This window comes from Rhodococcus sp. WS1 (assembly GCF_003797745.1).
Taxonomy (GTDB): Bacteria; Actinomycetota; Actinomycetes; order Mycobacteriales; family Mycobacteriaceae; genus Rhodococcus_F; species Rhodococcus_F erythropolis.
This window is the reverse complement of the sequence record NZ_RKLZ01000001.1, coordinates 2540259-2553443: the sequence shown is the minus strand read 5'-3', so window position 1 is coordinate 2553443 and position 13185 is coordinate 2540259. Positions and strand designations below refer to the sequence as shown.

Sequence of the window (13185 nt, the reverse complement as noted above, 5' to 3'; positions counted from 1 at the left end):
GACAGACTAGAGGCGGGGTCCGACATGGACCCCGCCTCTAGTGTGATTCTGAAGTTGTTCTGCGAAGCGCAGTGTGCGCCTTGGTGATTCGGGGCTCAGTGCCCGGCTTCTGCAACGTCGGGCGACTTGTCCGACTCGTTGCGCTCGAGCTGCGGGCCTGCGTCGACCGGCACGTCGACGGTGACCGAGCCGGCCTTCTCGAACTTGAAGGTGATCGGGACGGTCAAGCCGGGGCGAACGCCTGCCTTGATGTCCTGCAGAACGACGAGAGTGAGCGCAGCGGGTGCGTCGTCGTTCTCTTCGTTGTTCTTGATCTGGGTCTCTGCCTCGGTCGCGGCACCTTCGCCTGCGGGCAACTGGCCGGCCTGCAGCGACGTCTGCGGCTTGATCGTCAAGCCACCTACCTCTTCACCCGCGATGACGCGTGCTGCGTAATCGGTGGTGATGCTGACGAGCTTGTCCGTGGTCTCGGCGCTGTCGTTCACGACGGTGAACGCGAGCACGGCGTTGCCGCCCGGCTCGATGCTGTATTCCTCGGACGAGGGGTAGGCGATGTGCACGTTGCGCAGTGCGATCTCACCGAGGTTGGCGCTGTTGCCGTTCACGGCGGCCTGCTGGACGGCGGTCTGGCTCACCTGACCGGAACCGCAAGCGGACAGCGCGATGGCTGCGCCTGCAGCCAGTGCAATGGCGGTAGCGACTCGACGAGTCGGCTTACGGATAGCAGTCACGATTTGTCCTCCACGGCGTCAGGTTCGCACTCCACTAGGCAGAGTAGTAGATAAGGTCCCGCGGGCTGGCCGTCGGGTCGCCACAACGGTTGTCTGCGTGGGCTTTCAGTCGGTTATGCAGGGGTGCTCCAGACCAGTTGAATGCACGTACAACAAGCCCTGTCAACCCCTACGCTCGAGCAAGGATGCCCCTGACCTGCACAGTTGATGAGTGGTCGGTTCTTTCACGTGTTAAACTAGTGGAATCGAAAGGGGCACGGGACACATGATTTTCAAGGTCGGAGACACCGTCGTATACCCCCATCACGGTGCGGCGCTGATCGAAGCTATCGAAACCCGCACCATCAAGGGTGAGCAGAAGGAGTACCTGGTTCTGAAGGTCGCTCAAGGCGATCTCACAGTACGGGTTCCTGCAGACAACGCAGAGTACGTCGGAGTTCGTGACGTGGTCGGCCAAGAAGGCCTCGACAAGGTTTTCCAGGTTCTGCGAGCACCGCACACCGAGGAGCCCACCAACTGGTCTCGTCGGTACAAGGCAAATCTCGAGAAGCTTGCCTCAGGTGACGTGAACAAGGTTGCGGAAGTTGTTCGTGACCTGTGGCGTCGTGAGCAGGACCGCGGGCTTTCCGCTGGTGAGAAGCGCATGCTCGCCAAGGCTCGTCAGATTCTCGTCGGAGAACTCGCGCTCGCCGAGGGCACTGACACCGAGAAGGCAGAGACCATTCTCGACGAGGTCCTCGCGGCCGCGTCCTGACTGCAACACAACAAAGCTGACAGTGGCAGTAGTAGCCCTGGTACCTGCCGCAGGTCGGGGAGTGCGATTGGGCGAGAAATTGCCCAAGGCATTTGTCGAACTCGGTGGGTGCACCATGCTTGCACGCGCGGTCGATGGACTCCGGAAATCCGGAGCGATCGACCGCGTTGTTGTCATTGTGCCGCCTGAACTGGTCGAATCCGTCGTGGCCGACCTCGGTCGTGCATCGGACGTCGACGTCGTCGGTGGTGGTGCCGAAAGAACCGATTCGGTTCGAGCCGGTCTCAGTGCTGCCGGCGACGCAGATTTTGTACTCGTGCACGACGCCGCGCGGGCATTGACGCCGCCGGCGTTGATCGCGCGCGTCGTCGACGCTCTCCGAGCCGGCAGCTCCGCTGTCATCCCGGTACTCCCGGTTACCGACACGATCAAGTCGGTCGACGTACTCGGCGCAGTCACCGGAACGCCTCTGCGTTCGGAGTTGCGTGCGGTTCAAACTCCTCAAGGCTTCTCCACCGACGTCCTGCACAGTGCGTACGACGCCGGTGACGTCGCCGCGACCGACGACGCCGCTCTGGTGGAGCGTCTCGGTGTTTCGGTGCAGACGATTCCCGGCGACGCTCTCGCCTTCAAGATCACCACTCCGCTCGACCTCGTCCTTGCACGGGCGCTCCTGATCTCGGAGACAGAGTTGAGCGCGGACTCACAGGACGGAAAATAGATGCGCGTCGGTCTCGGCACGGATGTTCATCCCATCGAGGTCGGCCGACCTTGCTGGATGGCCGGGTTGCTGTTCGAGGAAGCAGACGGGTGCTCGGGGCATTCGGACGGCGACGTCGCCGTCCACGCGCTCTGTGACGCGTTGCTCTCCGCCGCAGGTCTTGGCGACCTCGGTTCGGTTTTCGGCACCGGCAGGCCCGAATGGGACGGCGTGAGCGGCGCTCGAATGCTTGCCGAGGTTCGTCGACTGCTCGAAGAGAACCAGTTCACCGTCGGCAACGCCGCGGTGCAGGTCATCGGCAACCGACCGAAGATCGGGCCGCGACGCGACGAGGCGCAGAAGGTGCTCTCGGACATTCTCGGCGCGCCTGTTTCGGTGTCCGCGACCACCACGGACGGCCTCGGCTTGACCGGCCGCGGCGAGGGGATCGCCGCCATGGCCACCGCGTTGGTCATGACAACCGAACACGACAGGTAAGATCGCTGGTCGTGACCCTGCGCCTATACGACACCGGTACGCGGGCCCTTCGGGATTTTGTTCCGTTGGCCCCCGGACATGCATCGGTGTACCTGTGTGGGGCGACAGTTCAGGGCGATCCTCACATCGGACACGTTCGTAGCGGCGTCGCTTTCGACGTGCTGCGACGCTGGCTGTTGGCGCACGGCAACGACGTTGCCTTCGTGCGCAACGTGACGGACATCGACGACAAGATTCTCAACAAGGCCGCCGGCGCCGGTCGACCTTGGTGGGAGTGGGCGGCGACGTTCGAGCGGTCGTTCACGTGGGCCTACGACCAACTGGGTGTGCTGCCGCCGTCCATCGAGCCGCGGGCCACCGGTCACGTGACGCAGATGGTCGAGATGATGGAACGCCTGATCGAGAACGGCCACGCGTACGCGGCGGGCGGCGACGTCTACTTCGACGTGCAGAGCTACCCCGAGTACGGCGCACTGTCCGGCCACAAACTCGACGACGTTCATCAGGGCGAGAGTGCGGCCGAGGGCAAGCGCGATCCTCGCGACTTCACCCTCTGGAAGGCCGTCAAGCCCGGCGAGCCCTCGTGGCCGACGCCGTGGGGACCTGGCCGTCCGGGCTGGCACCTCGAGTGCTCGGCCATGGCGGAGTTCTACCTCGGGGCCGCATTCGACATCCATTGTGGTGGACGCGATCTCGTCTTCCCACACCACGAGAACGAAATTGCGCAGGCCAAGTGCGCCGGCGACGATTTCGCTCAGTACTGGTTGCACAACGGCTGGGTCACGATGAGTGGCGAGAAGATGTCCAAGTCGTTGGGCAACGTTCTCTCGGTGCCGAACGTGCTCAAGAAGGTTCGTCCGCAAGAACTTCGGTACTACCTCGGTAGTGCGCACTACCGGTCCAATCTCGAGTACTCGGACGAGGCGTTGGACGAAAGCGCGAAGTCCTACCAGGGGCTCGAGTCGTTCGTCCTGCGCACACACAAGCGTGCGGGTGGCGTCGAACTCGGTACGTGGACCGAAGGTTTCGCGGCGGCTCTCGACAACGACTTGTCGGTGCCGATCGCGTTGGCCGAGATTCACGGCAAGGCGAGCGAGGGTAATTCCGCGCTCGCTGCCGGTGATCTCGACGCGGCTCGGGTGGCTGCCGGTCAGGTGCGGGCCATGCTCGCGATCCTGGGCGTCGACCCACTCGACGAGCATTGGACGCAGTCCGGTGGCGACACCGAGACGGCAATGGAAGCTTTGGACGTGTTGGTGCGGGCCGATCTCGATCGTCGGCAGCAGGCACGTACGGAAAAGAACTGGGCGGTGGCGGACGAGGTCCGCGATCGCCTCATCAAGGCGGGTATCGAAGTAACCGATACTCCCGACGGACCCGAATGGTCCCTTAAGGCAGGGCAGTAACAATGGCTGGAAACTCGAGCAGGCGCGGCGCAGTCCGTAAGGGCGGCACCAAGAAGGGCCAGGTTGCCGGTTCCGGTGGCCAGCACAAGCGTGGTCTCGCCGGCCGCGGTGCTACGCCTCCCGCCGAGGCACGCACCAAGCACCCAGCGGCAAAGCGTGCAGCGCGCGCCGCCCGGGCCGACGAGAAGCAGAACCAGGGCCGCGGTGGCCGTCCGGGGCCGGGCCGCAAGGTTCTCGACGGTCCCGAGACCGTGCTCGGTCGCAACCCGGTGGTGGAGTGTCTGCGCGCGGGTGTTCCGGCGACGGCGCTGTGGGTGGCTGTCGGTACCGAGAGCGACGACCGGTTGAAGGAATCCGTTCAGCGGGCTGCCGACGCCGGTATCTCCATCCTCGAGGTGCCGCGCTCGGATCTGGATCGCCTCAGCGCCAACGGCCTTCACCAGGGCATCGCCCTGCAGGTTCCGCCGTACCGCTACGCGCACCCGGACGATCTTCTGTCCGAGGCACGTAAGCACGCCGAGCCGCCACTGCTCGTCGCGCTGGACAACATCACCGATCCCCGCAACCTGGGTGCCGTTGTGCGCTCGGTCGCAGCTTTCGGTGGACACGGCGTCGTGATTCCGGAGCGTCGTAGCGCGAGCGTGAGTGCTGTCGCTTGGCGTACCAGCGCCGGTGCTGCCGCTCGTCTGCCGATTGCTCGGGCAACCAACCTCACCCGCACGCTCAAGGACTGGGCGTCGAAGGGTGTTCAGGTCGTCGGTCTCGACGCCGAAGGTGACACCACTCTCGACGATTTCGACGGCAGCGGTCCCGTGGTGATCGTGGTCGGTTCCGAGGGCAAGGGCCTTTCGCGCCTCGTCCGCGAGAACTGCGACGCGATCCTGTCGATTCCGATGGCGGGTCCGGTCGAGTCGCTCAACGCCTCGGTTGCCGCCGGAGTCGTCCTGGCGGACATCGCCCGCAGGCGTCGTAGCAGCTGAGTTGTAACGGCTTTCAGGTGAGCCTGGCGGGGTTCTAGCTCCGTACCGACCAGGCTTCCCACAGTGCAGCGTAGGAACCGTCCGCGCCGATCAGTTCGTCATGTGTCCCGCTCTCGACCACGCGGCCACCGCTCATGACGAGTATGCGATCGGCGCGGACTGCTTGGCTCAGGCGGTGTGCGATCACCACGGCAGTCCTGCCGGTGACTGCAAGCTCGGCTGCCTGATCGAGTAGACCTGCTGCAGTGGTTCCGGCTTCGGCAGTCGCCTCGTCGAGGATGACGACGGGCGGGTCGAGCAGAGCCAGCCGGACGAGGGCTATGTGCTGTGCCTGTGCCGCCGTCAACTGGTACCCGCCCGCCCCGACCCTGGTCTCGAGCCCGTCCGGAAGCTCATGGATCCATTGAGCTTTCATCGTTTCGACGGCTTCGGTGATCTTCGCATCGTCCGAATCTGGTGCGCACAACCGGAGATCGTCGGCGATCGTCCCGACGAACACGTGAACTTCCTGGCTGACCAGGACGACTTTGTGCCGAAGTTCGGCATCACTCAGGTCGTCAATCGGTGTGCCGTCGACGGTGATTCGCCCGTCCCCGACGGGAATGATGCCGGCAATCAGTTTGGCGAGTGTGGTCTTTCCGGCACCACTGCTGCCGACGACGGCGATTCGTTCCCCCGGTGCGATCGAGATCGAGATCGAATCGATCACCGGGGTGGAGTTGTCGTACGAGTAAGAAACCCGCTTCACGTCGACTCCGATGGGTGCGGACCGAGCCGAGGCAGGAATGCTCGCGGGACGCCCGGGCATCGCGGTGACACCGATCAGGCGAGCCAGGCTGGCACCCGCATCCTGCAATTCGTCGATGTTCGAGAGAAATACCGCGATGGGGCTGAACAGACTGTGGAAGTAGAGCGCAGCGGCGGTAGCGGCCCCGATGGACACCGATCCCGTGGTCACGAGCCAGTAGCCGACGCTCAGGACCGCGGCCAGTCCGAGCAGTTCGGCGCCGTTGAGTTGAGCGAAGAAGTTGGTGCGCAGTCGAACTGCCTGCATGTCGAAGCTGATGGCATGCTCGGAGGTCTCGGCGATTCGGCCGATGTGCTCGTCGGTTCGACGCAGGGCAGTGACAGTACCTGCACCACCCAGGGTTTCGATGAGCTGCTGTCCCCGCCTGGCCTGCGCAGCGCGAGAGCGTCGGTAGACGGGTCCGGAGCGTCGGAGGAAATGGCGAAGAGCGAAATAGTGAATTGGTGCAACGGCAACGATTGCCACGGTGAATCGCCAATCGATCACTCCCACACCGACAAGCGTCAGTGAAATCATGAACAGGGCGGACACCGTTGCGGGCAGCACCCGTGCGATAACGGTGTTGACCGCTTCGACGTCACCCGAGACCCGGGAAATCAGATCACCGGTTCCGGCATCCTCGACCAGTGACGACGGCTGCGCGAGCGTGGCGGCGAACACGTCCTCACGAAGATCGGCCAGCACGTTCTGCGCGACATTCGCGAGAAGCTGTGTGCTCCACCAGGTCAGCGCAACTCCTGCTGCCGCTGCACCGAGCATGAATGCGGTGATACGCAGAAGTGAGACAAACGGTTTGCCCTCCGTAACCGCATCGACCATGAGCCCGAGCAGCGCCGGGGTGGACAGGCCGCAGGCCGTAGCGGAGAGAAGTACGACGGTCGTGAGTGCGAGCGCTCGCCCCCGTGGCCGAAGCAGTGCGATCAATGCGTGGACCGTCTGTGTGGTCGACGCGATCGGCAAGGCAGATGCAGCCGGAACAGCAGATGTATCCGGAAGGGTGTCGGTCACAGCGAGTCTCCGTCCCGAGCGGCGTGGTCGATCGTGACGACACGGTCACACGAATGGAGCAAGGTCGGACTCGAGGTGATCACCACAATGGCCTTGTCGGGAAAGTTTCTCAGTGAGTGTGCAATTCGATGCTCGGTGACAGAGTCCACGGAAGTGGTGGGTTCGTGGAGGACCAGGATCGGCTGGGGTTGATGCAAAGCGCGGGCGAGCAGAAGTCGTTGGCGCTGACCTCCGGAGAGTTTCTTTCCTTGCTCACCTACCTCGGAGAGGTGGCCGTCGGGCAGATGCGTCAACACGTCGTCGAGCGCAGATGACGTCATTGCCGACGAGTCGACGTTCGGTGCAGCCAGATTGTCGAAGACGGTGCCGGTGAACACGGTCCCTTCATGAGTGGAGACGAACACCTGATCGCGAACTCCGTCCGGACCGAGTTCGGTTGCATCGGTGCCGAATACGAAGTAGCAGTCGGGGTCCAGCGGAGTCTGAAAGGCGAGTTGGCGTGCCAGTCGGTGAGCGGAATCGTCCGCGCGCACGCCCACCACCTCGCCGCGGCGAGCTGAGACGACAGTTCCGTTGTCCGTCGAAATCAGCAGGGCGTCTTCACTTCTGACAGCGCTGATCGGGGCGGTGGAAGGCGGCAGTTCGATCAGGTGCGGCTCGGCCAGGAGTTCGGACAGTCTGCGTGCGGAGCCTCGCTTGGCAGCGAGTTCTGCACCGAAGAACCCCAGAGTTTCCATCGGACCGGCAATGACCCTGCTCAAGCCGACAACGGTGACGAAGTTGCCCACGGTGATCGTGCCTTGATGCGCCATCCACGCGGCTCCAAGCGCGACCGAAGCCAGCACCAACGCGGAGACCCCGGAATTGAGCGCGGTCAGGCTGGACATTGCTCTGACCGTCCGGATCGCTGCCTTCATCGACTCCCGGCTCGCGTTGACGTATCGCGACAGGGCCGTGGGCTCAGCCCCGAAACCCTTCAGTACCCGCAGACCCAGCGTGAAATCAGTTGCAAGCATGCCTGCCTCGGCTGCCTTCTTCTGCTCTGCATACACACGCTCGTCCAGTGGACCGCTGATCTTGTGGATGAATACGAGCTGCGCAGCAGTGATGAGTACGACGATCAGTGCGAGCGGCCACGAGACGAAGGCAAGCGAAATCACTGCCGCGGCGAGCCCCGCAAAAGCTGAGCCCTGTTCGGCGACAACCCAGGAGAAGCCCGAGACGTGTGAGGCGTCCGAGGTGGAGATGGTGAGAACTTCACCCGTCGAGCGCTGAGCTTGCATGCCTCTGGCATCGAGGACCCGTCTGGCAGCGTTCAATCGTAGGTCGTGTTCGCCGTAGACGAAGACCTGCGTGTTCAGGCGAACCGCGATGCGCCACGACAGAGCAAGTCCCACGAACAGAGCACACAACACAGCAAGCCACACGAGAAGTGCTGTGCTGTCGGACTTTCCGATTGCACGGTCGACGACGGTACCGATCAGCACCGGAATGAGGGCTTGAGCTACCTGATACGACGCCTGGCCGGTGACGGCTGCAACCAGTCGCGGGCCGCGTCCGGAGGAGAACGATCCGACTCTGATCATCTCCATCGGACCGGAACGAGTTTCGGGCAGCGCTGACACTCGTGAAACTCCTCGCCCAGATCTGAACACTCGTTGTGCAGTTCTACGGTAGAGCCGGAGCGGGTGCGGAAAGTGCTCGCAGATGCCAAGGGCTACGCGGCAGCGGACAGATGGAGTATCGACACCCCATTACCGGGATCAGGTCTCGATATACCTGCCTGGTCGAAACAAGTACGTTTGCGAAGAGAGCTGACAGAAGATGAAAAGCACTACCCGAATAGTGGCTGCGTTGGCCGCGATTGCCCTGCTCGCAGGCTGCCAGAGCAGCACCGAGTCAACAGCGTCGGAGGACACGACGCAGTTGGCCGAGACCGGTGCGCTGCCGGTCACCGTAGATCACGCGTACGGCTCGACCACCATCGAGACCGAACCTCAGCGGATCGTGACCATCGGCTGGAACAGCCAGGATTCGGTCCTGGCACTGGGCAAGACGCCCGTCGCCATGGAGTCGTTCAGCGGGGCAGGCTTGGAGAACGGAATCCTGCCGTGGGACGAAGAATTGTTGGGCGACGTCGAACCCACGTTGCTCGACAGCACTTCCGGTGTGCCTTTCGAGCAGATCCTGGCGTTGGAGCCGGACGTGATCATCGCGGTGGTCTCGGGAATCACCGAAGACGACTATGCACGTCTTTCTCAGATCGCACCCACGATTCCGTTCAAGGAGACCGCATGGGCGACTACGTGGCAAGAGCAGATGTCGACCATCGGTTCAGTACTCGGACAACCGAAGCGGGCGGCTGAGCTGATCGAGGAAACTGACGATTCCATAGCCGACCTGGCTGCTGGGTCCCCGAATCTGAACGGGAAAACCTTGACCTTCCTCTCGGGAAACATCGACGGCCTCACCAATTACTGCGCCGACGACGGCAGAGTCATCCTGATGTCCCAGCTCGGACTGAAGCAGTCGGCCGGAAGCGCAGAGCTGTGCGGGGACACCCAGGGGTCGGTGACTGCATCGCGCGAACAGTACAACGAACTGGACGCGGACGTGATCGTGCTCAACGACGCGAGTGGTCAGGGGCTCCCCGGATTGATGGGGGACAAGTTGTTTGCCGACCTGCCTGCAGTCAAGGACGGCAGGCTGATTCAGCAGCTCGGTCTGGCCCGAGTCATGGCACTGGCTTCGCCCACGTCGCTGAGCGTCAAATATGCCTTCGCCGAACTGGTCTCGAAGATGAACGGCTTCTGACCAGCTAGGCTGACAATTCGCACGCGTCCGAGTAATAGTTCTTCGGTGTTCGTCCGGTGACCTTGCGGAACACGCTGGTGAAGGCGCTGGGGGTTTCGTATCCGACGCGACGGCTAACCGTCGAAACAGGAACGCCCGCAGCGAGATAGGACATCGCGGCGCGGACGCGAACTTGAATCCTCCACTCGGTGAAGGACATCCCCGTTCCCTGAGAGAACACGCGGCTCAGGGTACGGGGGCTTCCACCGACCACATAGGCCCAATCGGCAAGCCCGCGTTGATCGGCGGGGTCGGCGATCAAGCGGCGTGCAACGGCGAGGGCCCGGGGATCGGCGGGCATCGGCACTGCGACATCAGCCGCCTCGATGGGCGCGAGCGTGTCGAAGACTACGGATTCCGCCCGCAAGCGAGCCTCGGTAGGCATGTTTCGCTGGTGCAGATGGATGAGCATCGTCTTGACCACGTCGTCGATGCCGATGATCGCGGGTTTTGTCCACGGGTGGGGGAACGACTCGGGCCGGAAATAGGTGAAGCGAGCCTCGGTGGATGCGCCGAGCGTGATGCGCCGTGGAGTTCCAGCCGGAATCCACATGCCGACCGTCGGTGGGATCTGCCAACGAACGTCGTCGATGTACGCGCTCATCTCGCCGGAAGCGCCCCACAGGAGTTCGTGCTCGGGATGGCGGATCTCACGCCACGCGCGCTTCTGATCGCGCCCGATGGTGGACGTAGTCATGGCGAAGGGGAGCGGAACGTACCGGCCTGCCGGCACAGCCCAGTACGGAAATCCTGTGGAACTCATCGGTGGATCATACCGCGAATGACTTAGGTAATGCTTTCCTATTTGGTTCTTTGATCCAGGGCACGGGGGAGTGCGGTCGCGACAAAAGACCGAGGGTGGCACCGAGTCCGAAAACTCGATGCCACCCTCGATCACATTCCCCGACGGAGTGTTTACAGGTGGAGCAGGTGAATCAGCTGCCGTTGGCCAGGACACCGCTGATGATGTCGGAGATGAAGCCGGCCGGGTTGTCGAGGATGGACGAACCGGCCGAACCGGTTCCGCCCTCGCCGTCAGAAGAGCCGAAGCCCAGATCTGCCGAGCCCGATGCGGCAGCCTCACCGGGGTTCTTGGCGCGGATCTTGGCGTAGACATCGCCGATGTTCTGATCACTGCCCCACAGCGAGATGCCGATGGAACTGGGGAGCTCGACGTAAGTTCCCGGCTGTGCGTTGGTCGGAACCAAGTAGCTCACTTCGAAAGTGACTGTCTTGCTGCCGGTGATCGAGACATTCCAACCCGCATCGGGAATTGTGACGGTGCGCGCCGCATTGTCGACGGTGGGGGAGACCTTCTCGGTTTTCTGAGTCAGTCCGAGAAAGTGCCATGAATCGATCGAGGCGCTGTCCTTGATGTAGGTGTATCCGGCCGGGAAACGGTCGACGAACTTGTTGACGAAGAAGTCCGGATGGCCGTTGGCCGAAACCGTGGTGCGGACGGTCAATTTTCCGCCGGGCGCCACTTCTCCGTCGCCTACGACGCTCTTGGTGATCGTGACTTGGTTCGAAGTCACGGTGTTGGTCTTCGGGTGCGCGGCATCTGCGTGCGCAGCTCCGGTGCCGATGAGAAGTCCGCTGGTTGCAAGCGCAGCGATTGCTACTCCGGTGAGTGTTTTGCGCATTGAGAAACGTGACATGAAATTCTCCGTTCGAGGGGTTCACGCTGACGGCGATGGGGATGACTCTTCAAAGGTTGCGCCGTGGTAACCATTGAAACCTATCGGACGCTTGCCTATGTGTCAGTTCGGCAGAATTTACGGAAAAGTCCGAATTAAGAGGACTTTTTCGACCTCGATTGCCTGTTGTTAACTGATTGGCGACCAAGTCGGCGAAAAGCTGGGCGAATGTCCAGGTCGACTGTATCGTACTTCGAGAGTCGGGTTGCAACAAGTTTCAGTAATCAACGAATTCGGTTGTCCTGGAACCTCACAGAGTGGAGATTGTTCATGGCAAAGTTTGGATCCAGGAATCGAAGACTGTCCACCGTTGGAGCTGGTTTGGGGGCGATCGCTCTCGCTGTGGGTGCAAGCGCGCTGGGTGCGGGAGTCGCGACTGCCGAGACGGCAACTTCTGGTGCCTACACATTTACTCGCACCGTGGACAATGCGTCCCCGAAGATCGGTGACACGATCACCTACACGACAGTGTCGAAGAAGAGCGGAATCGACGGATATATCAGCAGGTTCACCGAGACGCATGCCGCCTGCTTGACCTTTGTCCCGGGCTCGGCGAAGGTCACGAAGTTTCACGTTGGCGGGACGATGACCGAAACCACTGAAACGCCGGAACTGACAGCCACGACGCTCGAGGTGACCAGTGCCGGCTGGATCAACAACGGCAGCAAACCGGTGACCATGAAGACCAGCTACACGGTCACTGCTTCGTGTGCGCCGGGAACCGTGTACGGAAGTGGATTGGCGGTTGGTGCCACGGTGATGGGCAACGGATTCCAGTCGAGTGCGAATTTCGCCAACTTGGGCCCGTCCATCACTGTCCGCGCCGCGGATGTGGTCGATCCCGTTGACCCGGTTGATCCCGTTGATCCGGTTGATCCCACTGGCCCCGGAACCGGTGGCGGAACCGGATCGCTCGGCTTGTTGAGTGGTGGCCTCGGTTCCCTCAGCGGCCTGTTCGGCTCCAGCTAGGCGAGAGTTGTGAAACGGCGGGCCGAGACTGTCGTAGTCTCGGCCCGCCGCGGTTGTTCGGTGATCAAGCGCTCAAATCATGAGGTGCTCAGCCGAATTCGATCGAGGTGTTGATTTCCTCCACCTGGTTGGAGGTCTGCATGTTCGTCGTGTCGGTGAACTGATTCGCAAAGCTGACCAGGTAGACCGGCGAGTTGTCGTCGGCTTGGTAAGCGACGACTGTCATGACGGCGTAGAGCGGAACGTCCAGGTTTGGGGCGGTCCAGGTTCCGGAGAGGCGGAACCCCTGTTGTCCGTCGACGTCGATCTCGGTGTACTTCACTTCTGTCCACCCGTCGAGGGTGGCGATCGTTTCACGCGCAGCGGCAAGAACCTCGTCTTTTGTTGCGGTGCCTTGGTTTTCGACCGTCACGGTGGTGTTCGGCATGAAACCGCTGGGTTCCTGGCTGTTGCTGGACAACGCATCCGTAACGCCGGCAGGGATGTTCTCGCCGTGAGTCCAGCTCGGCGGGAGGCTGACGCTGATGCTCGGCGCTTCGGGGTCGTCGCCGGTTTCGATCGTCGTCCGCTCACCGATGAACGGTGTTCCGTCCCTCAAGGTCGGCGTCGCGGCAGCGGCAGACGACGAGGATGCAGAACTTTCGGAAGCAGTGGTCTCACTGGTGCTGGTATCACTGGAGACAGCGTCGCCGCTTTCCGAACTGCTGCATCCGGACAGGACGAGTGCAGCAGTGATCAGTGACGCTATTCCGAGAGCAAGTGTGCTGCTCTTAGGGCTCAT

13 protein-coding genes are annotated in these 13185 nt (G+C 62.4%); 7 read left to right on the top strand and 6 right to left on the bottom strand.

The features are described from left to right. Positions 1 to 95: 95 nt before the first annotated feature. Positions 96 to 731 (bottom strand): copper chaperone PCu(A)C, encoded by a 636-nt coding sequence (locus EEB12_RS11735; protein ID WP_021342814.1) that lies wholly within the window; start codon positions 729 to 731, stop codon positions 96 to 98. Positions 732 to 996: 265 nt separating this feature from the next. On the opposite strand from EEB12_RS11735, the gene carD reads away from it, so the two are divergent. Genes carD through rlmB form a run of 5 tightly spaced genes read left to right on the top strand, consistent with a single transcriptional unit; the run spans position 997 to position 5069 of the window. After that, positions 997 to 1485, top strand: coding sequence for an RNA polymerase-binding transcription factor CarD (gene carD / locus EEB12_RS11730; protein WP_003945666.1), 489 nt, complete (start codon positions 997 to 999; stop codon positions 1483 to 1485). Positions 1486 to 1507: 22 nt separating this feature from the next. After that, positions 1508 to 2206 (top strand): 2-C-methyl-D-erythritol 4-phosphate cytidylyltransferase, encoded by a 699-nt coding sequence (gene ispD / locus EEB12_RS11725; RefSeq protein WP_080908898.1) that lies wholly within the window; start codon positions 1508 to 1510, stop codon positions 2204 to 2206. After that, complete coding sequence (gene ispF / locus EEB12_RS11720; protein WP_020968387.1) at positions 2207 to 2683, top strand: 2-C-methyl-D-erythritol 2,4-cyclodiphosphate synthase; 477 nt, start codon at positions 2207 to 2209, stop codon at positions 2681 to 2683. Positions 2684 to 2694: 11 nt separating this feature from the next. Next, positions 2695 to 4089: a cysteine--tRNA ligase gene (gene cysS / locus EEB12_RS11715; protein WP_003945830.1), complete on the top strand. Its 1395-nt coding sequence runs from the start codon at positions 2695 to 2697 to the stop codon at positions 4087 to 4089. Positions 4090 to 4091: 2 nt separating this feature from the next. Next, complete coding sequence (rlmB, locus tag EEB12_RS11710; RefSeq protein ID WP_020906105.1) at positions 4092 to 5069, top strand: 23S rRNA (guanosine(2251)-2'-O)-methyltransferase RlmB; 978 nt, start codon at positions 4092 to 4094, stop codon at positions 5067 to 5069. Positions 5070 to 5103: 34 nt separating this feature from the next. Here the strand turns inward: rlmB and EEB12_RS11705 are convergent, their stop codons facing one another. Both EEB12_RS11705 and EEB12_RS11700 read right to left on the bottom strand, forming a co-directional pair. Continuing rightward, entirely contained in the window at positions 5104 to 6885 is a 1782-nt protein-coding gene (locus EEB12_RS11705) for an ABC transporter ATP-binding protein (protein WP_141487802.1), read from the bottom strand. Next, positions 6882 to 8510: an ABC transporter transmembrane domain-containing protein gene (locus EEB12_RS11700; protein WP_020968390.1), complete on the bottom strand. Its 1629-nt coding sequence runs from the start codon at positions 8508 to 8510 to the stop codon at positions 6882 to 6884. Before EEB12_RS11700 ends, EEB12_RS11705 begins: the two co-directional genes overlap by 4 nt. A 199-nt stretch (positions 8511 to 8709) precedes the next feature. Between EEB12_RS11700 and EEB12_RS11695 the strand changes: the two genes are divergently transcribed. Continuing rightward, positions 8710 to 9699, top strand: a complete 990-nt coding sequence (locus EEB12_RS11695; RefSeq protein ID WP_029537512.1) for an iron-siderophore ABC transporter substrate-binding protein — start codon at positions 8710 to 8712, stop codon at positions 9697 to 9699. A 4-nt stretch (positions 9700 to 9703) separates the two neighbouring features. On the opposite strand, the gene EEB12_RS11690 is transcribed toward EEB12_RS11695, so the two are convergent. Both EEB12_RS11690 and EEB12_RS11685 read right to left on the bottom strand, forming a co-directional pair. Next, entirely contained in the window at positions 9704 to 10501 is a 798-nt protein-coding gene (locus tag EEB12_RS11690; protein ID WP_019746842.1) for a helix-turn-helix domain-containing protein, read from the bottom strand. Positions 10502 to 10673: 172 nt separating this feature from the next. Next, the gene (locus EEB12_RS11685) at positions 10674 to 11396 is read right to left on the bottom strand and encodes a hypothetical protein (RefSeq protein ID WP_225320267.1); all 723 of its coding nucleotides are present in this window, start codon (positions 11394 to 11396) and stop codon (positions 10674 to 10676) included. A gap of 309 nt (positions 11397 to 11705) precedes the next feature. Here EEB12_RS11685 and EEB12_RS11680 point away from each other — a divergent pair, with 309 nt between their 5' ends. After that, complete coding sequence (locus tag EEB12_RS11680; protein WP_141487801.1) at positions 11706 to 12404, top strand: hypothetical protein; 699 nt, start codon at positions 11706 to 11708, stop codon at positions 12402 to 12404. Between the two features lie 88 nt (positions 12405 to 12492). Here EEB12_RS11680 and EEB12_RS11675 read toward each other — a convergent pair whose 3' ends face one another. Beyond that, positions 12493 to 13185, bottom strand: coding sequence for an LpqN/LpqT family lipoprotein (locus tag EEB12_RS11675; protein ID WP_020723635.1), 693 nt, complete (start codon positions 13183 to 13185; stop codon positions 12493 to 12495).

Bases quoted from the DNA above. Each gene is read 5' to 3' on its own strand.
- EEB12_RS11695 (WP_029537512.1), top strand. From the start codon at position 8,710: ATGAAAAGCACTACCCGAATAGTGGCTGCGTTGGCCGCGATTGCCCTG.
- carD (WP_003945666.1), top strand. From the start codon at position 997: ATGATTTTCAAGGTCGGAGACACCGTCGTATACCCCCATCACGGTGCG.
- EEB12_RS11685 (WP_225320267.1), bottom strand. From the start codon at position 11,396: ATGTCACGTTTCTCAATGCGCAAAACACTCACCGGAGTAGCAATCGCT.
- ispF (WP_020968387.1), top strand. From the start codon at position 2,207: ATGCGCGTCGGTCTCGGCACGGATGTTCATCCCATCGAGGTCGGCCGA.
- rlmB (WP_020906105.1), top strand. From the start codon at position 4,092: ATGGCTGGAAACTCGAGCAGGCGCGGCGCAGTCCGTAAGGGCGGCACC.
- EEB12_RS11690 (WP_019746842.1), bottom strand. From the start codon at position 10,501: ATGAGTTCCACAGGATTTCCGTACTGGGCTGTGCCGGCAGGCCGGTAC.
- EEB12_RS11680 (WP_141487801.1), top strand. From the start codon at position 11,706: ATGGCAAAGTTTGGATCCAGGAATCGAAGACTGTCCACCGTTGGAGCT.
- EEB12_RS11675 (WP_020723635.1), bottom strand. From the start codon at position 13,185: ATGAGCCCTAAGAGCAGCACACTTGCTCTCGGAATAGCGTCACTGATC.